The organism is Nonomuraea sp. GTA35, from assembly GCF_041950525.1.
Lineage (GTDB): Bacteria > Actinomycetota > Actinomycetes > Streptosporangiales > Streptosporangiaceae > Nonomuraea.
The window spans coordinates 253431-270932 of record NZ_JBGNUV010000010.1 but is presented as its reverse complement, the minus strand read 5'-3'; the positions used below and the strand labels follow the sequence as shown (position 1 = coordinate 270932).

General features: G+C 67.8%; 17 protein-coding genes. 8 read left to right on the top strand and 9 right to left on the bottom strand.

The features are described 5' to 3' along the window. The first annotated feature begins 40 nt into the window (after positions 1-40). A complete protein-coding gene (gene trxB / locus ACBJ32_RS38015) occupies positions 41-973 on the top strand; it encodes a thioredoxin-disulfide reductase (RefSeq protein ID WP_375130855.1) in 933 nt (310 codons plus the stop codon). 10 nt (positions 974-983) lie between these two features. Then, entirely contained in the window at positions 984-1298 is a 315-nt protein-coding gene (gene trxA, locus ACBJ32_RS38010; protein WP_225270509.1) for a thioredoxin, read from the top strand. 79 nt (positions 1299-1377) lie between these two features. Here the strand turns inward: trxA and ACBJ32_RS38005 are convergent, their stop codons facing one another. Further along, on the bottom strand, positions 1378-1995 hold the full coding sequence (locus ACBJ32_RS38005) for a GNAT family N-acetyltransferase (RefSeq protein WP_375130854.1): 618 nt from the start codon (positions 1993-1995) through the stop codon (positions 1378-1380). Positions 1996-2171: 176 nt separating this feature from the next. On the opposite strand from ACBJ32_RS38005, the gene ACBJ32_RS38000 reads away from it, so the two are divergent. The 3 genes from ACBJ32_RS38000 (at position 2172) to ACBJ32_RS37990 (ending at position 6229) form a co-directional block, all read left to right on the top strand. Next, positions 2172-3497 (top strand): PLP-dependent aminotransferase family protein, encoded by a 1326-nt coding sequence (locus ACBJ32_RS38000; RefSeq protein WP_375130853.1) that lies wholly within the window; start codon positions 2172-2174, stop codon positions 3495-3497. A gap of 182 nt (positions 3498-3679) precedes the next feature. Then, the gene (locus ACBJ32_RS37995; RefSeq protein ID WP_357880573.1) at positions 3680-4639 is read left to right on the top strand and encodes a D-alanine--D-alanine ligase; all 960 of its coding nucleotides are present in this window, start codon (positions 3680-3682) and stop codon (positions 4637-4639) included. Positions 4640-5182: 543 nt separating this feature from the next. Further along, positions 5183-6229, top strand: coding sequence for a threonine aldolase family protein (locus ACBJ32_RS37990; protein ID WP_375130852.1), 1047 nt, complete (start codon positions 5183-5185; stop codon positions 6227-6229). A 402-nt stretch (positions 6230-6631) separates the two neighbouring features. Here ACBJ32_RS37990 and ACBJ32_RS37985 read toward each other — a convergent pair whose 3' ends face one another. The 8 genes from ACBJ32_RS37985 to rpmH all read right to left on the bottom strand — a co-directional run bounded on the left by ACBJ32_RS37985 (position 6632) and on the right by rpmH (position 12713). After that, positions 6632-7594 carry a ParB/RepB/Spo0J family partition protein gene (locus ACBJ32_RS37985; RefSeq protein ID WP_375130851.1) on the bottom strand — a complete coding sequence of 321 codons (963 nt, stop codon included), beginning with the start codon at positions 7592-7594 and terminating at the stop codon, positions 6632-6634. 745 nt (positions 7595-8339) lie between these two features. Beyond that, positions 8340-9275 carry a ParA family protein gene (locus ACBJ32_RS37980; protein ID WP_375130850.1) on the bottom strand — a complete coding sequence of 312 codons (936 nt, stop codon included), beginning with the start codon at positions 9273-9275 and terminating at the stop codon, positions 8340-8342. Between the two features lie 137 nt (positions 9276-9412). Then, on the bottom strand, positions 9413-10087 hold the full coding sequence (gene rsmG / locus ACBJ32_RS37975; protein WP_357880561.1) for a 16S rRNA (guanine(527)-N(7))-methyltransferase RsmG: 675 nt from the start codon (positions 10085-10087) through the stop codon (positions 9413-9415). A 324-nt stretch (positions 10088-10411) separates the two neighbouring features. Further along, positions 10412-10900 carry a R3H domain-containing nucleic acid-binding protein gene (locus ACBJ32_RS37970; protein ID WP_357880559.1) on the bottom strand — a complete coding sequence of 163 codons (489 nt, stop codon included), beginning with the start codon at positions 10898-10900 and terminating at the stop codon, positions 10412-10414. Positions 10901-10920: 20 nt separating this feature from the next. Continuing rightward, the gene (yidC, locus tag ACBJ32_RS37965) at positions 10921-11871 is read right to left on the bottom strand and encodes a membrane protein insertase YidC (RefSeq protein ID WP_375130849.1); all 951 of its coding nucleotides are present in this window, start codon (positions 11869-11871) and stop codon (positions 10921-10923) included. A gap of 4 nt (positions 11872-11875) precedes the next feature. Beyond that, positions 11876-12157 (bottom strand): membrane protein insertion efficiency factor YidD, encoded by a 282-nt coding sequence (gene yidD, locus ACBJ32_RS37960; RefSeq protein ID WP_225270518.1) that lies wholly within the window; start codon positions 12155-12157, stop codon positions 11876-11878. Further along, positions 12154-12495 carry a ribonuclease P protein component gene (gene rnpA, locus ACBJ32_RS37955; RefSeq protein ID WP_221525457.1) on the bottom strand — a complete coding sequence of 114 codons (342 nt, stop codon included), beginning with the start codon at positions 12493-12495 and terminating at the stop codon, positions 12154-12156. The genes yidD and rnpA overlap by 4 nt, the downstream gene beginning before the upstream one ends. A gap of 80 nt (positions 12496-12575) precedes the next feature. Continuing rightward, complete coding sequence (gene rpmH / locus ACBJ32_RS37950; protein ID WP_020547366.1) at positions 12576-12713, bottom strand: 50S ribosomal protein L34; 138 nt, start codon at positions 12711-12713, stop codon at positions 12576-12578. A 446-nt stretch (positions 12714-13159) separates the two neighbouring features. Between rpmH and dnaA the strand changes: the two genes are divergently transcribed. The 3 genes from dnaA (at position 13160) to gnd (ending at position 17415) form a co-directional block, all read left to right on the top strand. Beyond that, positions 13160-14743: a chromosomal replication initiator protein DnaA gene (dnaA, locus tag ACBJ32_RS37945; protein WP_375130848.1), complete on the top strand. Its 1584-nt coding sequence runs from the start codon at positions 13160-13162 to the stop codon at positions 14741-14743. 543 nt (positions 14744-15286) lie between these two features. After that, positions 15287-16426 (top strand): DNA polymerase III subunit beta, encoded by a 1140-nt coding sequence (dnaN, locus tag ACBJ32_RS37940; protein WP_357880550.1) that lies wholly within the window; start codon positions 15287-15289, stop codon positions 16424-16426. A gap of 44 nt (positions 16427-16470) precedes the next feature. Beyond that, entirely contained in the window at positions 16471-17415 is a 945-nt protein-coding gene (gene gnd / locus ACBJ32_RS37935) for a phosphogluconate dehydrogenase (NAD(+)-dependent, decarboxylating) (protein WP_357880548.1), read from the top strand. Positions 17416-17502: the final 87 nt, after the last annotated feature.

Below are 17502 nucleotides of genomic sequence, written 5' to 3'. Positions count from 1 at the left end.
GACGCCGGTGCACACAGCAGACGAGGAAGGCGTGGGAGCGTTGAGCGACGTCCGTAACGTGATCATCATTGGTTCCGGCCCTGCCGGTTACACGGCGGCCGTCTACTCCGCGCGCGCCGAACTCAAGCCGCTCGTCTTCGAAGGCTCCGTGACCGCGGGCGGCGCGCTCATGAACACCACCGACGTGGAGAACTTCCCGGGGTTCCCCGACGGCATCATGGGCCCCGACCTCATGGACAACCTCCGCAAGCAGGCCGAGCGGTTCGGCGCCGAGCTGGTGGCGGACGACGTCGTCGAGGTGGACCTGAACGCCAACCCGAAGGTGGTCAAGACCCACACCGACACCTACTACGCCAAGTCGGTCATCCTGGCGATGGGCTCCGGCTACCGCGAGCTCGGCCTGGAGAACGAGAAGCGGCTGTCCGGCCACGGCGTGTCGTGGTGTGCGACCTGTGACGGGTTCTTCTTCCGCAACAAGGACATCGTGGTCGTCGGCGGTGGCGACACCGCGATGGAGGAGGCCACGTTCCTGACCCGGTTCGGGCGCATGGTGACCGTGGTGCACCGCCGCGACGAGCTGCGCGCCAGCAAGATCATGCAGGAGCGGGCGATGTCCAACGACAAGATCCGCTTCGTGTGGGACTCCGAGGTCGTCGACGTGCTCGGCGACACCAAGGTCGAGGCGGTGAAGCTGCGCAACGTCAAGACCGGCGAGGAGTGCGAGCTGGCGACCGACGCGCTGTTCCTGGCGATCGGCCACGACCCCCGCACCGACCTGGTCAAGGGCCAGATCGACCTCGACGAGGACGGCTACATCAAGGTGGCCTCGCCCTCCACGGCGACCAACATCGAGGGCGTGTTCGCCGCCGGCGACGTCGTCGACCACACCTACCGCCAGGCCATCACCGCGGCGGGCACCGGCTGTGCGGCCTCGCTCGACTCCGAGCGCTGGCTCGCCAACAACGAGAAGTAAGGAGCGCACCGTGAAGGCTGTCACCGACGCCACTTTCGAGTCCGAGGTCCTCAAGAGCGACAAGCCCGTGCTGGTCGACTTCTGGGCGGAGTGGTGCGGCCCGTGCCGCCAGGTCGCGCCCATCCTCCAGGAGATCGCCAACGAGCACGGCGACAAGCTGGAGATCGTCAAGCTGAACATCGACGAGAACCCTGAGGTGCCGCGCCAGTACGGTGTGCTCCAGATTCCGACGATGAACGTCTACAAGGGTGGAGAGGTCGTGAAGCAGATCATCGGCGCCAAGCCGAAGGCCATGCTGCTGCGCGAGCTCGAGGGCATCATCTAGGACGCCCATGACAACGCCCCCGCGGTCCTGGTGACCGCGGGGGCGTTCTCCTGTCCGGGCAGGCGGCGCTGAGAAGGCGTCAGACGGGACGTAGTGCCCGTTCCGGGCTCATGGAGCCGAGGAGGCGTTCGAGGGCCACCTCGACGTCCTCACGCCACGAGACGGCGCTCTTGAGTTCCAACCGCAACCGCGGAAATCTCAAATGCGGACGAACAGTCTTAAACCCCACAGAAAGCAAGTATTCCGCTGGAACGACGCAACTAGGCTCTTCCCACTTGAGGTCCCCGAAAGCTTCAATGGCTTTCACCCCGCGCCGCGTCAGGTCCTTGGCCACTCCCTGAATCAGCATCCGGCCCAGCCCACCACCCGAGAACTCCGGAATGATGTGCGCCGTCATCAACAACACCGCGTCGGCGCTCACCGGCGAGGTGGGGAAGGCGACCGAACGCGGGGTGTAGAGCGGCGGGCTGTAGAGCACGAACCCCGCGGGCACGCCGTCGACATAGGCGATCTTCCCGCAACTCCCCCACTCCAGCAGGGTGCCGGAGATCCAGGCCTCCTTCTCCAGTGCCGGATCGCCCGAATCCACCGCCCGTTCCCCGCTCATGGGGTCGAGCTCCCAGAACACACACCTTCGGCAGCGGCGCGGGAGATCTTCAAGATTGTCCAGGGTTATGTTGACCAGCCGGCGCGACAACTACGGCCCCTATCGTTGACCCGGAAAAGCGCGCGAAAACCGCGTCTACAGGTGGCATCGTAGCCCAGTGAAGATGCCGCCACCGGACACCACGACGGTCGAGCCCGGCGACGGGCGACATGTCCGTCTGGCGTAATCTGGTATTTCAGTCCCATATGAGACCTAGGAGGTGGGCCGTGACGGAAGAGCTGGATCACGGTCAGACACCCGCGACCCAAGGGTCGCGTATCGACGCCTACGTCGATCGGTACGCCGCGCGAGCTACCGGGATGGTCGCCTCCGAGATCCGAGCTCTCTTCGCCGTCGCGTCGAGGCCCGAGGTGGTCTCGCTCGCGGGCGGCATGCCGTACGTCACGGCCCTTCCCCTCGACATGGTCGGCGAGCTCGTCTCCGACCTCGTCACGCGGCGCGGCCCCGTCGCGCTGCAGTACGGCTCCGGCCAGGGCGACCCGCATCTGCGCGAGCAGATCTGCGAGGTCATGCGGCTGGAGGGGATTCACGCCGGGGCGAACGACGTGGTCGTCACCGTCGGTTCGCAGCAGGCCCTCGACCTGATCACCCGGATCTTCATCGACCCGGGCGACGTCGTGCTGGCCGAAGGCCCCTCGTACGTGGGGGCGCTGGGGACGTTCGCCGCCTATCAGGCCAAAGTGGTCCACATCGCCATGGACGATCAGGGCATCGTGCCCGAGTCGCTGGCGCAGACCATCTACGCCCTGGAGACCGCGGGCGCGCCGATCAAGTTCCTCTACACGATCCCGACCTTCCACAACCCGGGCGGCGTCACGCTGAACATCGCCCGCCGCCAGCAGGTGCTCGACATCTGCCAGCGGGCCGGGATCCTCATCATCGAGGACAACCCGTACGGGCTGCTCGGCTTCGATGGGGAGCCCATGCGCGCCCTGCGGGCCGACAACCCCGACGGCGTGGTCTACCTGGGGTCGTTCTCCAAGACGCTCGCCCCCGGCTTCCGCGTCGGCTGGGCGCTGGCGCCGCACGCCATCCGTGACAAGCTCGTGCTGGCCATGGAGTCGGCCGTGCTGTCGCACTCGTCCTTCACGCAGCTCGCGGTGGGCCAGTACCTCGCGACGCAGCCGTGGCGCGAGCAGATCAAATCCTTCAGGGAGCTCTACCGCGAGCGCCGTGACGCGTTGCTGGACGCGCTCGAATCGCTGATGCCGCCCGAGGTCACGTGGACGCGACCTGGGGGCGGCTTCTTCGTCTGGGCCACCCTGCCCGAAGGGCTCGACTCCAAGGCGATCCTGCCGCGGGCCGTGGCCGAGCGGGTCGCGTTCGTGCCGGGCACCGGGTTCTTCTCCGACGGCAGCGGGGCGCGGCACATGCGATTGTCGTACTGCTATCCCGAGCCCGACCGCATCCGCGAAGGGGTGCGCAGGCTGGCCGGAGTGATCGAGCAGGAGATCCAGCTCAGGGACACGTTCGGCACCGCCTCCGCCCGCGACCACCAGGGCGTCGACACACCGGGGCCCGACCTGGCCTGATCCCACCGGCAGGCCGGCGTCGCGCTCGATGCGACGCCGGCCTGTCGCTGTTTACGGCCGAGATGGGAGGGGATCGCCGGAGAAAGCACCTCCCGTACACCATTAGCCCCAGCCGCCGGTACGGTTGGACAGCCTGCCATCAGCGGCGTCAGCACCATCAGCGGCTTCAGCGGAGGGATGAGATGAGCGATCTGGGCCACGTGCTCGTGCTGGCCGGAGGCCTCTCCTACGAGCGGGAGGTGTCTTTGCGCTCGGGTCGCGTAGTCAGCGAGGTGTTGCGCGCGACGGGCGTCGACGTGGAGACCCGCGACACCGACGCCTCCCTCGTGCCCTCCGTCCTGGCCGACCCGCCGGACGCGGTCTTCGTGACCCTCCACGGCGGCGCCGGCGAGGACGGCGCCATCCGGTCCGTCCTGGAGCTTCTCAACGTCCCGTACGTCGGCGCCGACCCCGACGCCTGCCGCGTGGCCTTCGACAAGCCCACCGCCAAGGCCGTCGTCCGCTCCGTCGGCCTGCGGACCCCCGCCTCGGTCACGCTGCCCAAGGAGACCTTCCACGACCTCGGCGCCACGGTCGTGCTCGGCCGCATCGTGGAGCGCCTCGGCCTGCCCCTGTTCGTCAAGCCCGCCCGCGGCGGCTCCGCCCTCGGCGCCTCGTTCGTCCCCACCGCCGAAGAGCTGCCCGCCGCGATGGTCGGCTGCTTCGCCTACGGTGACACGGCACTGATCGAGCGGTACGTGGAGGGCGTCGAGGTGGCGGTCTCCGTCGTCGACCTCGGCGCCGGGCCCGTCGCCCTGCCCGCGGTGGAGATCGTCCCCGACGAAGGCGTGTACGACTACGCGGCCCGCTACACCGCCGGCCACACCGAGTTCTTCGCCCCCGCCCGCCTCTCGGCCGCCGCGGCCGCCGCCTGCGCCGAGACCGCGGTGACCGCTCATACCGCGTTGGGGCTGCGCGACATCTCCCGGACCGACTTGATCGTGGATGCCGACGGGGTGCCGCACTTCCTGGAGGTCAACGTGGCGCCGGGGATGACGGAGACCTCGCTGCTGCCGATGGCGGCGGAGGCTGCGGGGCAGGATCTCGGCGAGCTCTGCCGCACCCTCCTCCAGAACGCCGCCTCCCGCTCCGCCGCCTCCTGAGCGCCCGTTCCGCGAGGCTTCCTGCACCGGCCATGCGACGTCCCGCACGGCCGGCCCGGCGCGCCGGGCTGAAGGAAGGTGTGCTGCGTCGGCACGAACGTGCGGCTGCGGGCCGACTCGCACACGCACCTCGTCGCACGCACCACTCCCTCAGACACACCGCTCCCCGGACACGACTCGCCCGGACACCGTTACCCGGGCACGGGCTACTCGGGCACAGTCACTCGGACACGGCTTCTTGCGGCTCGAGTCCTGCACGTGCAGCCTTCGCCGCCCCGCAGCCGGCCGCCGCCGCCCCCGCCCCCGCCCCCGCCCTGCAGCCTTCCCCCTGGGGCGCCCTCCGCCCCGCAGCCTTCCGTCCCGCAGCCTTCCCCTTGGGCGCACCCGACCGCAGCAACCTGCCCCTCGGGGCGCACACCACAGCAGCGGCCCCGATCAACGCGCCACCACCGCCACCACCGTCACCGCCGACGCGACGACGGCACCAGCGGCGGCCACGGTCATCGCGACGGACCGCCTGCGCCGTGTCAGTAGCCTTACGGTGTGCTGATCGATTCGATGTACCCCAAGAGCTTCGCCAGCGACAACCACGCCGGTGTGCACCCGGCCATCCTCGAAGCGATGGCCGCCGCGAACGACGGTGACGCGCCCGCGTACGGCGACGACAACTGGACCTCGGCGTTCGAGGAAAAGATCAAAGAGGTATTCGGCGATGGTGCCGACGGCTTCGCGATGCTCAACGGAGCGGGCGCCAACATGGTCGGCCTCGCCCTCATGCTGGGCCGCTACAGCGCCATCATCTGTGCCGACAGCGCCCACATCGCCACCCACGAAGCGGGAGCGTCGGAGCGCCTGCTCGGCGTGAAGCTCATGACGGTCCCGACCCAGGACGGCAAGCTGCGCCCCGCCGACATCAAGTCACGCCTGGGCGGCCTCGGCAACCCCCACGAATCCCAGCCCTCCGTCGTCTCCATCTCCCAGACCACCGAGCTCGGCACCACCTACTCCCCTGCCGAGATCGCCGCCCTCGCCGAGACGGCACACGAGTCGGGGCTACGCCTTCACGTGGACGGCGCCAGGCTCGCCAACGCAGCCGCGTACCTCGGCTGTGACCTGAAGGCCATCACGACGGACGCCGGGGTCGACGTGTTCAGCTTCGGCGGCACGAAGAACGGCGCGCTGGCCGCCGAGGCCGTCGTCGTTCTCGATTCGTCGCTGGCGCACGCCGTGCCGTTCCTCCGCCGCCAGTCTCTTCAGCTCGCCTCGAAGATGCGCTTCATCTCGGCACAACTCACGGCCCTCCTGACGGACGACCTGTGGCGCCGCAACGCCGGACACGCCAACGCGATGGCCGCGCGCCTGGCGGACGGTCTGGCGGACATCCCGGGGGTCTCGCTGACGCACCCGGTCCAGTCCAACGCCGTCTTCGCCACCCTCCCGCTCCCCGTCGCCGAGATCCTCCGCCGGCGCTACCTGTTCCACTACTGGGACGAAGCCGCGAGAACCGTCCGCTGGATGACCGCCTTTGACACCACGCCGGAACACGTGGACGACTTCCTCGACGACATCCGTAAGGCCGCCGCCATGTAGCGGGCACCTTCACCGCACCGGCATCCAAGTTTCACGTGAAACATGCCCAGCGGCCCGTCCGGCACCGCTCGCCGCCAACCGCGAGCGGCTACCCGGCCCACCCTTACTCATCGCCGTGCAGCGCCCGGCACGGGTCACCGTGCCTCCGCGTTTCACGTGAAACGCCGACCCTCACGCTGGAAAGTCGACGCGCCCAATCGGCTCCCGCACCCGCTCACACCCAGAGCGCCGGGCCACCAGTCGCATCATCACCAAGCCTCAGAGGGATAGCCGGTGCCAGCGATGAGCGCACCAGCGTCCCATGAGACCTTCACTTCGCGCGTTTCACGTGAAACAAGAGCAGGGATTCACAGCAGACCTCAGAGACATGTTTCACGTGAAACCCCGAGACGACCGACCGAGTCACTCCTCAGTCTCTCGCATCGCACGCACCGCCTCTGGCGCCATGGTGCCGATGATGCGCTCAAGGTCATCGATCGTGGCGAACTCCACCACGATGCGCCCCTTCCTGCGTCCCAGATCCACCTTCACCTTGGTCTCGAAGTGATCGGACAGACGGTCGGCGAGGTGGGTGAGCCCAGGCGCGGTCGGCTTGGCCACCTGACGCTCCCGCGCTGGCTTCTTGGCCGCCTTCGCGCTTCCCATGGCCACGATCTCCTCCACCGCCCGGACCGAGAGCAGCTCCGCCACGATGCGCTTGGCAAGCTGCATCTGCTCTTCGGCGCTCTCTAGGCCGAGAAGGGCTCGGGCGTGACCGGCGGTGATGGATCCGGCCGCGACCTTGAGCTGGACTTCAGGAGGGAGGTTCAGCAGGCGCAGGGTGTTGGTGATGTGGGAGCGAGAGCGGCCGACCTTCTTCGCGAGCTGATCATGCGTCGCCTGGAAGTCGTCGAGGAGTTGCTGGTACGCCGCCGCCTCTTCCAACGCGTTCAGCTGCTCGCGCTGGAGGTTCTCGATGAGGGCGTCGCGCAGGAGGTCGGTGTCCTGCGTGTTGCGGACGATCGCCGGCACCGGATCGAGGCCCACCTGCTGGCACGCCCGCCAGCGCCGCTCCCCCATGATGAGCTCGTACTGACCGCCTCCGATCGACCGGACCACGATCGGCTGCAGAAGCCCGACCTCCCGGATGGACGCCGCCAGCTCGTCGAGGCGCTCCTCGTCGAAGATCTCGCGTGGCTGCCGCGGGTTGGGGACGATCGCGGACAAGGCGACTTCCTTGAAGTACGCCCCGGCGATCGGCTTGGGCCCCGTCTCCCCCGTTGACCCGTTCGACGGGGTCGGCGCCGCCCCCGTACCGTCAACGATGGGACCGGTCGGGATGAGCGCCCCGAGCCCCTTGCCCAATCCCCGCCGCTGCTGACTCACTACGTCTCCTCATCCACCCGGTCGATTCCGGTCACTCCAGGAGAGGTTACCGTCGCCTGCCCCACCGGGTGCCCCCTCGCCACACACCACCCCGTTGGATTTACACCGACACGGTCACAAACCTGCCCAACTCGTGACTGCGCCCCAAGATGCACCTGTCCCGCACGCGACAAGCGCGCGATGCCGGCGGATGACGCATGCGCAGCGCCCGCAGTCCGCGACGCTCACGGCCCGAGCCACGATGTGTGAGACCGTGGTCCGAGAAGGACGCGGTGCCCGCGTTGCGGAGCCACAGCGCGCGGGAAGGGCACGGCGCGAAAGACACGGTGCACGACGCGCACAGCCGACGTCGCGCGATACGCCTTCCCCACGACGCACCGTCCCCGCGTCCCGATGCGCCATCCCGCCTCCGCATCATGCCCTCTCCCGCCACGCCTCCCCGCGCCTGACCTTGCATGCACAAGCCCACCCGATGCACGGTCGCGTGTGTGCGGAGGTGTAGCGCGCTGGACATGCCATGCACGGCGCACGTCCATGGACGGTGCGACCGTGCGAGCGTGGTCAGTGCGTGCCGGGTGAGCCCATGCGGAGCAGGGACGTGATCAGCGCGGCCGGGCCTGGCGCAGACATGCCGGCATGACCATTCCGGCGCGGACGTACACGGGCACGGACGTACACGGGCACGGACGTACACGGGCACGGACGTACGCGGCGCGGGTCAGGCGACGGCGCGGTCAGGCAGCGGTCAGGCGACGGCGGCGCGGTGGGCGATCTCGCGGGCGGCGTCCATGTAGGCCATCGCCCCACTCGACCCCGGATCGTACGTCATCACCGACTGCCCATAACTGGGCGCCTCCGACAACCGCACGCTACGCGGGATCACCGTGTTCAGCACCGTCTCCCCGAAGTGCGCCCGCACCTCATCCGCCACCTGCGACGCCAGCCGCGTCCGCCCGTCGTACATCGTCAGCACGATCGTCGAGAGCCGCAGCGTCGGGTTCAGGTGTGCCTTGATCAGGTCGACGTTCCTGAGGAGCTGGCCAAGCCCCTCCAGCGCGTAGTACTCGCACTGGATCGGGATCATGACCTCGTCCGCGGCCACCAAGGCGTTCACCGTCAGGAGCCCGAGTGACGGCGGGCAGTCGATCACGATGTAGTCGAAGTCCACCCCTTCGTACGCCGCCAGGGCGCGCCGAAGGCGGGCTTCGCGGGCGACCAGGGAGACCAGCTCGATCTCCGCGCCCGCCAGGTCGATGGTGGCCGGAGCGCAGTAGAGGTTCGGCATGTCGGGCACCTGCTTGACGATCTCCGCCATCGGCAGGTCGTCCACCAGCACCTGGTACACGTCAGGAACGTCGCCACGATGTTCCGTCGCCAGGGCTGTGGAGGCGTTGCCCTGCGGGTCGAGGTCCACCACGAGGACGCGCTGCCCGTGCATGGACAGAGCGGCGGCGATGTTGACCGATGTGGTCGTCTTGCCTACGCCGCCCTTCTGGTTCGCAACGGCGATCACTCTGGTCCTGGACGGGCGTGGCCAGGCGCCGTTGCCGTCGTTCGAGGTCTCGCCTGGCTGAGCGGCCGTCTGGGTTGCAGATGTTTCACGTGAAACCACTGAGCTGAGGGCCTCTCGTACCAGGGGCGAATCACCGGGGTTCAGGGGGGTCTGGGTCACGTTGGCCATCCTTTCAACCAGTGGTGTGCCGGTGCCGGGAGTTTGCTGTCGCGACACGCCCATTTCAGGCCAGCCAACCCCGTTGGGACTCTCGGACCGACGGCTCTCCGGCCAGCCCAGACCGCTTATCGCGACTGGCACAACCGTCACCTCCTCCGTCGCGGCCTTGCTCGCTCCGGCGCGCGACCCGCTACCACCCGAACCAATGTTGCAGGCGGCTCGACCTTACCGTGCCCGACGGTCACAAGCTCGGCCGTTCGGGCTCCACTGGCCCGCAATTGGGCCTCCGCCCCGGCGAGCTCGTCGGCGGCCCGCTCCCCCTTCATGGCGATCAGCTCGCCGCCCTCGCGGAGCAGCGGCATCGCCCATTTCAGGAGGCGGTCGAGCGGCGCCACCGCGCGGGCGCTGGCGACGTCGAACTCGCGCTTGCCGGCCAGTTCCTCCGCCCGGCCGCGCAGCACCTCGACGTTGTCCAGCTTGAGCACCTCAACGCATTCCTCCAGGAACACGGTACGGCGCAACAGCGGCTCCAACAGCGTAACCGTGATGTCCTGCCGCACGATGGCCAGGACCAGTCCGGGCAGTCCTGCGCCCGAGCCGATGTCCACCAGCCGTACGTCCTGCGGCACGGCCTCGGCCACCACCGCGCAGTTGAGCAGGTGACGATCCCAGATCCGCGGCACCTCCCGCGGACCCAGCAGCCCGCGGACGACGCCGGGGCCCGCCAGCAGCCCGGCGAAGGCGTTGGCACGCTCCCAAGCTTCCCCGGTGAAGACGTCCCGCGCTATCTCCGGCGGCTCAGGAAGCTCATCGTCGCTCACTGGTTCGGTGGCCCTTTCTGGGACGTGGCGGCCCTTGCTCGCTGTGTCGGTATGGGGTTCGGGTGTGTCGTGTCGCGCCGGTGCGGGCTCTGGCCTGATTCGGCCGGATGGCGGCTGGTTCCGGCGCCGTACTCGGTCTTGCTCTCCCCCAAGGCTACGGGGTGAGATCACAAAGGCAGACTAGCGGGCCGGGGTCAAGGAGGCCTGTGAGCGCGCCGTCGGCACGCCCCCCGCCTGGGAGCGTTAACACCACCATCTCCCACGAAAACGGCCGCCTGCCACGCGTGACAGCGGGGCAGACGGCCGGATGGGACGGAACGCGCCTCAGGCGGGCAGGACCACCACGTACCGCTGCGGCTCCTCACCCTCGGACTCGCTACGGAGCCCGGCGGCGGCCACCGCGTCATGGACGATCTTGCGCTCGAACGGGGTCATCGGGTGCAGCGCCTTCGACTCCCCGCGCTCCCTGACCTGGTTCGCGATCTCGGTGCCGAGCTTGGTCAGCTCCGCGCGGCGCCGCTCGCGGTAGCCGGCCACGTCGAGCATCAGCCGCGAGCGCTCACCGGTCTGCCGGTGCACGGCCAGCCGGGTCAGCTCCTGCAGCGCTTCGAGGACCTCGCCCGCCGGCCCCACCAGCTCCGTGCCCTTCAGCCCGACGACGGAGACCAGGGCCCGGTCGCCCTCGACGTCCATGTCGATGTCGCCGTCGATGTCGGCGATGTCGAGAAGGCCCTCGACGTAGTCGGCAGCGATCTCACCTTCCTGCTCCAGCGCGCTGAGATCAGGAGCCTTCTCCTGCTCGGCCTCGGTCATGGCCGGCCTCTCCTTCGTGTTCAAGACTTCTTGCTGCCGGTGCGCTTGCTGCGTGACTGCCTGCTCGGCTGCTGCCTAATGATCTTAGGCTCCGGAGGGGGCGGAGGGGCCTGTTCTTCCGGAGTGGTCTTGCGCAGTTTGGCGAACATCCCGGGCTTGGTCTTGGCCGGGATCACGTTGCCCTTGGCGTCGTACTCCGGCATCGGGTGCCGGCTGTAGAACCAGTGCTGCTGACCGAGGGTCCACACGTTGGTGGTGACCCAGTACATGATCAGACCGAGCGGGAAGTTCAGGCTGAAGAAGGCGAACAGCGGCGAGATGTACATCAGGATCTTCTGCTGCTGCGCCATGGGGTTGTCGGGCATCTGCGCCATGGAGCGGGTGACGCTCTGCCGGACGGTGAGGAACGTCGTCAGCGAGCTGACCGCGACGAAGATGCCGAGGACCACCTTGGTCTGTACGTTGCCCGCACCGAAGCCGGCGAGGTCCTCGGCCGACATGAAGAAGTTGGCGGGCAGCGGCGCGCCGAAGATGTGCGCCTTCCGCGCGCTGTCGACGAGCTCCTGCGTCATGCCGTACTTCGCGTGCCCGTTCGCCATGTTCTGCAGCACCGTGAACATGGAGATGAAGATGGGGAACTGTGCGAGGACGGGCAGGCAGCCGCCGAGCGGGTTGGCGCCCGCGCCCTGGTAGAGCGCCATGACCTCCTGGTTCATGCGCTGCTTGTCGTTCTTGTAACGCTTGCGCAGCTCTTGAACCTTGGGGGCGAGCTCCTGCATCTTCCGCGACGAGCGCATCTGCTTCAGGAAGAGCGGGAAGATCAGGATCCGCATGAACACGGTCAGCGTGATGATCGTCAACGCCCAGGTCAGCCCGCTGTCCGGGTTGAGGACCGTGCTGTATGCAGTATGGATCCAGATGATGACTTGGGCTACGGCTTGGTACAGCCAGCTCAGCCAGGACAGCTCCACCGAGCTATCTCCCTTGCGTTTCGTGGGACCGGACCGGGCGTGGGGGCACCGGGTCTATACCTCCGGGATGGAATGGGTGGCACCGCCCGATGCGCCGGACAGTCAGCCATACGCCGCGCAATGCCCCGTGCACGGCAATCGCTTCGAGTCCATAGGCACTGCACGACGGATAGAACCGGCAGCGTGGACCGAGCAGCGGGCTGATGAACGCCCGATAGAACCGAATGGGGATGATCAGCGCTCGGGCGGCGAGGCCCGGCACTACCCCTTGCGGTTGCTCCGTCATTTCTGTCCACCCGTCGAGGACTCGCGCCGCCTGAGCAAACGATCCAGCGCGAGATCGAGTTCGGCGGCCAGGTGCTCGAATCGCGCGGACGCGGCCGGTGGGTTGGCGCGTACCACAAGCAGGCTACCTCGCGGCAGCCGATGGAGACGGTCCCGCATCAGGTGTCGGAGCCGTCGTTTGACCTTGTTTCGGGTCACGGCGCCCCCGACGGCCTTGCTCACCACGAAACCCACGAGAGGTGGCTCTTCCCCAGAAAGGGTGAAATGCACCACAAGGGTCGGGCGACCCGCGCGCTTACCGCGCCTGACCGCCGCCTCGAACTCCTCCCCGCGTCGCATGCGGGATTGACGGGACAGCACCGTATACGTCTAACGCCCGCCGGCGAGATCCGCCGGCGGGCTGTAGTCACGCAGGACGATCAGGCCGACAGCTTCTCGCGGCCCTTGCGGCGGCGAGAGGCGAGGATGGCGCGACCGGCCCGGGTGCGCATCCGCAGCCGGAAGCCGTGGGTCTTCGCGCGGCGACGGTTGTTCGGCTGGAAAGTACGCTTGCTCACGGGTGGGCTCCAGGCTTGATGGTGCGCCACAGGGGCGCGTAAACACACATGGATGGCCTGCCAGTTTACGAGGGCACGCGAAATAGCCGCCGCGTGACAAGCCGACCGTCGTACGTTACGGGTCAAGCACCGTCCAGGTCAAACCAGACCGGTTGTCCACTAATCCACAGGCCACTTTTCCACCGTCGGCCCCACGTCCACAAGTTGTGCACTCCGGTGCCACTAGGCTGTGGACAACGCTTGAACACAGCTGTGCACAAAGATACTGTCGGCCCTCCCGGGCCCGCTCAAGCCCTGTGGACAGCGTGTGGATCGCCTGTGGAGGACGGGAGCGGGAAGCCCTGCCCCCGCGTGTGGACGAAGGGGTCGCCGATCGACGTGGGCGGCCGAGCCATGTGGATAAACGATCGCGGGGGGCCGCGAGAGGGAGGAGGGGGAGCCGCACCATGAACGGTGTCGACCTCGGCACGGTATGGGAAAGGGCCCTGGGCAACTTCCTCAACGAGAACGTGCCGATCCAGCAGCGCACCTGGCTGTCGATGGTGCGGCCGATCGCCCTGGCCAACGACACGATCGTGCTCGGTGTCCCCAACGACTTCCTCAAGGACCTCATCGAGAGCAACAAGCTGCGCCCGCTGGTGACCCACGCGCTCTCCCAGGAGCTCGGGCGGACCATGCGAGTGGCTGTGATGATCGACACAGCGGCCCCCGAGCAGCCCCCCGTCGACACTCATCAACAGCCTGTGACTCAGAGTTATCCCCAGGGTGTGGAGAGTCAGCTGCGTTATGCACAGCCCGTGCAACCGCAGCACAACCAGGCTTCCGAGCCTCCGCAGTTCTATTCTCCACAGCCGGAGCAGCCCCAGATATCCACCGAATATCCACAGCAGAGCTTCTCTTTTGAACAGGCCCAGCCGTACACACCGCCTGTGGAGAAGTCGCCGGAGCCGGCCCCGAACCGGTGGGAGGCGAAGAGCAACAAGCCCAGCGAACCGGCCAGACTCAATCAGAAGTACACATTCGAGACATTCGTCATCGGGGCCAGCAACCGTTTCGCCCACGCGGCGGCCGTCGCGGTGGCCGAATCCCCCGCGAAGGCGTACAACCCGCTGTTCATCTACGGTGACTCCGGGCTGGGGAAGACGCATCTGCTGCACGCGATCGGGCATTACGCCCAGAGCCTGTACGACGGGGCGCGGGTCAGATACGTGAGCTCCGAGGAGTTCACCAACGACTTCATCAACAGCATCCGCGACCACAAGGCCGACGGCTTCCGCGGCCGCTACCGCGCGATCGACATCCTGCTCGTGGACGACATCCAGTTCCTGGAGGGCAAGGAGCAGACGCAGGAGGAGTTCTTCCACACCTTCAACACCCTGCACAACGCCAACAAGCAGATCGTCATCTCCAGCGACCGGGCGCCCAAGCAGCTCATCACGCTGGAGGACCGGCTGCGCAACCGGTTCGAGTGGGGCCTGATCACCGACGTCCAGCCGCCCGAGCTGGAGACCCGGATCGCCATCCTCAGGAAGAAGGCCATCCAGGAGGGCCTGGCCGCGCCGCCCGAGGTGCTCGAGTACATCGCCAGCCGCATCTCCACCAACATCCGCGAGCTCGAGGGCGCGCTGATCAGGGTCACCGCGTTCGCCAGCCTCAACCGGCAGGGTGTGGACCTGCAGCTCGCCGAGGTGGTGCTGAAGGACCTGATCACCTCGGAGTCCGACACCGAGATCACCATCGCGGCCATCATGAGCGAGACCGCCCAGTACTTCGGCATCAGCATCGACGACCTGTGCGGCACCTCGCGCAGCCGGGCGCTCGTCAACGCCCGGCAGATCGCCATGTACCTGGCGCGCGAGCTGACCGAGCTGTCACTGCCGAAGATCGGCCAGCAGTTCGGCGGTCGCGACCACACCACCGTCATGCACGCGGAGCGGAAGATCCGGTCGCTCATCGCCGAGCGAAGGTCGATGTACAACCAGGTCAACGAGCTGACAATGCGGATCAAGCAGACACAGCGTGGATCTTGAGTTCGTACACAGCCTGTGGAAAACGCTGTGGACCAGCGGAAACAGAAAAATTCACCCGCAGTTCGCCCGGCGATGCTGGGAAAAATCCGTCCACATGGGCTGGGGACAACGGTGGGGACATCCTGTGGGAAACCTGGGGACTACCAGTGGACAGTGTGTGGACGGACTGTGAACAACGGATCTGGGGCTCCAGAAGGGCCCCTTTTACCCCGTGGATAACCTGTGGAAACCTCGTGGATAACCCCCGTCTCGCCGTGGATGACGGCACCATGATCTGGGGACGGCCTGTGGGCGAAGAATCTCCATCCCCAGGCGCCGAAGTTCTCCCCAGGCGTCACCCACAGCCGCAGTGGACGAAAAAAGGGGCACTGAGCAGGCAGGACGCCAGTTGTCCACAGTTTCCACAGCCCCTAGTGTGATGACTTCCTATCTCTCTAACTAAGAAACTCAAAGACCCATAGAGGGGTTCTCCCGGAGCGCGAGTCCGGGAGGGTGGATCCTTGAGATCCTTCAATCAACGACGAACCCAGGAGGCTGATCACCGTGATGTTCCGAATCGAGCGAGACGTCCTCGCTGAGGCGGTGGCATGGACGGCACGCAGCCTCCCGGCGCGCCCGTCGGTGCCCGTTCTCGCCGGCATGCGCCTGGAGGTCACGGAGGCGCAGCAGCTCAAGCTCTCCGGCTTCGACTACGAGGTCTCCGCGGAGGTGACGCTCGAGCTGCACACGGGTGAGCCCGGGGTGGTCCTGGTCTCGGGCAAGCTGCTCGCCGAGATCACGCGCGCGCTTCCCGCACAGCCTGTGGACTTCGTGGTGGACGGCGCCAAGGCGGTCGTCACGTGCGGCAGCGCGCGATTCACACTGCTGACCATGCCTGTGGAGGACTACCCGAGCCTCCCGGCCATGCCGCCGGCCGCGGGCCGGGTCGGCAGCGACGTGTTCGCCTCCGCCGTCGGCCAGGTCGCCGTCGCCGCGGGTCGCGACGACACGCTGCCGATGCTGACGGGCGTACGGATGGAGATCGAGGGCGACACGGTCACCCTGGCCGCCACCGACCGCTACCGGCTGGCCGTACGGGAGCTGAAGTGGCAGCCGGGCCAGCCCGACTTCGCCGCCATCGCGATGATCCCCGGCAAGACGCTCGCCGACACGGCCAAGGCGCTCGGCACCACGGGCGCCGAGGTGGAGATCGCGCTCAGCTCCGCCGGCGGCACCGGCGAGGGCATGATCGGCTTCTCCAGCGCGGGGCGGCGCACGACGACGCGCCTGCTCGACCCCGAGTTCCCCAAGTACCGCTCGCTGCTGCCCACCGAGTTCTCCGCCCGCGCCGACCTGTCCACAGGCCCGTTCGTCGAGGCGGTCAAGCGCGTGGCCCTGGTCGCCGAGCGCAACACCCCGGTACGGCTGGCGTTCAAGAGCGGCGAGGTCGTGCTGGAGGCGGGCAGCGGCGACGAGGCGCAGGCCGTCGAGGCGCTGCCGGTCGACTACGAGGGCGAGGAGATGAACATCGCCTTCAACCACCAGTTCCTGCTGGAGGGCCTGGGCGCCATCGACTCCGACGTGGCGAGGCTGCAGATGACCACATCCACGAAGCCCGCTATCCTCACCGGTGGCAAGCCTGTGGAGGACGGTGCCGTAACGGACTACCGCTACCTGATCATGCCCATCCGACTGTCAGGCTGAACCTGTCATCGGAGATGATGGAAGTCTGACAAGGGGGTTACATCATGCAGATCGGCATGGTCGGACTGGGCAAGATGGGCGGCAACATGGCCGAACGGCTGCGCCGCGGCGGTCATGAGGTCGTCGGTTACGACCGCGACCCGGCGATCAGCGACGTCGCCAGCCTCAAGGAGCTGGCCGAGCGCCTGCAGGCGCCGCGCGCCGTCTGGGTCATGGTTCCCGCCGGCAAACCCACGCAGACCACCGTCGACGACCTGGGCGAGCTGCTCAGCGAGGGCGACATCGTCATCGACGGCGGCAACTCCCACTACGTGGACGACCAGAAGCACGCCGCCGAGCTGGCCGAGAAGGGCATCGGCTTCATCGACTGCGGCGTCAGCGGCGGCGTGTGGGGCCTGCAGAACGGCTACGCGCTCATGTGCGGCGGCGACAAGGACCACGTCGCGCGGCTCAAGCCGATCTTCGAGACGCTCAAGCCCGAGGGCGAGGACGGCTTCGTGCACGCGGGCGACGTCGGCGCTGGGCACTTCGCGAAGATGGTCCACAACGGCATCGAGTACGGCATGATGCAGGCCTTCGCCGAGGGCTGGGAGCTCCTCGAGGCCTCCGACGTCGTCAAGGACGTCAAGGGCTCCTTCAGCAGCTGGCGCACCGGCACCGTGATCCGCTCCTGGCTGCTCGACCTGCTGGTGCGGGCGCTGGACGACGACGAGCACCTCGAGCAGCTCCGCGGTTACGCACAGGACTCCGGCGAGGGCCGGTGGACGGTGCAGGCGGCCGTGGACCACGCGGTGCCGCTGCCGGTCATCACCGCCGCGCTGTACGCGAGGTTCGCCTCGCGGCAGGACGACTCCCCCGCCATGAAGGTCGTGGCGGCGCTGCGCAACCAGTTCGGCGGCCACGCGATCACCTCGGCGGAGGGCAGCACCGGCAAGGGCGCCGACTCCCCCGGCGCGGACGTGACGCCGCCGCGCGAGGTCGATCGCTGAGCCTCACCACCGGGGTTGTCCACAACACCAGGGTTTTCCACAAGAACGTATGCCGGTGACCCCGGTGACCCGTGAGGCGCACTAACC

Excerpts from the sequence above, each read along its gene's own strand:
- ACBJ32_RS37995 (WP_357880573.1), top strand. The coding sequence starts at position 3,680 with ATGAGCGATCTGGGCCACGTGCTCGTGCTGGCCGGAGGCCTCTCCTAC.
- ACBJ32_RS37980 (WP_375130850.1), bottom strand. The coding sequence starts at position 9,275 with ATGGCCAACGTGACCCAGACCCCCCTGAACCCCGGTGATTCGCCCCTG.
- ACBJ32_RS37970 (WP_357880559.1), bottom strand. The coding sequence starts at position 10,900 with ATGACCGAGGCCGAGCAGGAGAAGGCTCCTGATCTCAGCGCGCTGGAG.
- yidD (WP_225270518.1), bottom strand. The coding sequence starts at position 12,157 with ATGACGGAGCAACCGCAAGGGGTAGTGCCGGGCCTCGCCGCCCGAGCG.
- rnpA (WP_221525457.1), bottom strand. The coding sequence starts at position 12,495 with ATGCGACGCGGGGAGGAGTTCGAGGCGGCGGTCAGGCGCGGTAAGCGC.
- dnaA (WP_375130848.1), top strand. The coding sequence starts at position 13,160 with ATGAACGGTGTCGACCTCGGCACGGTATGGGAAAGGGCCCTGGGCAAC.
- gnd (WP_357880548.1), top strand. The coding sequence starts at position 16,471 with ATGCAGATCGGCATGGTCGGACTGGGCAAGATGGGCGGCAACATGGCC.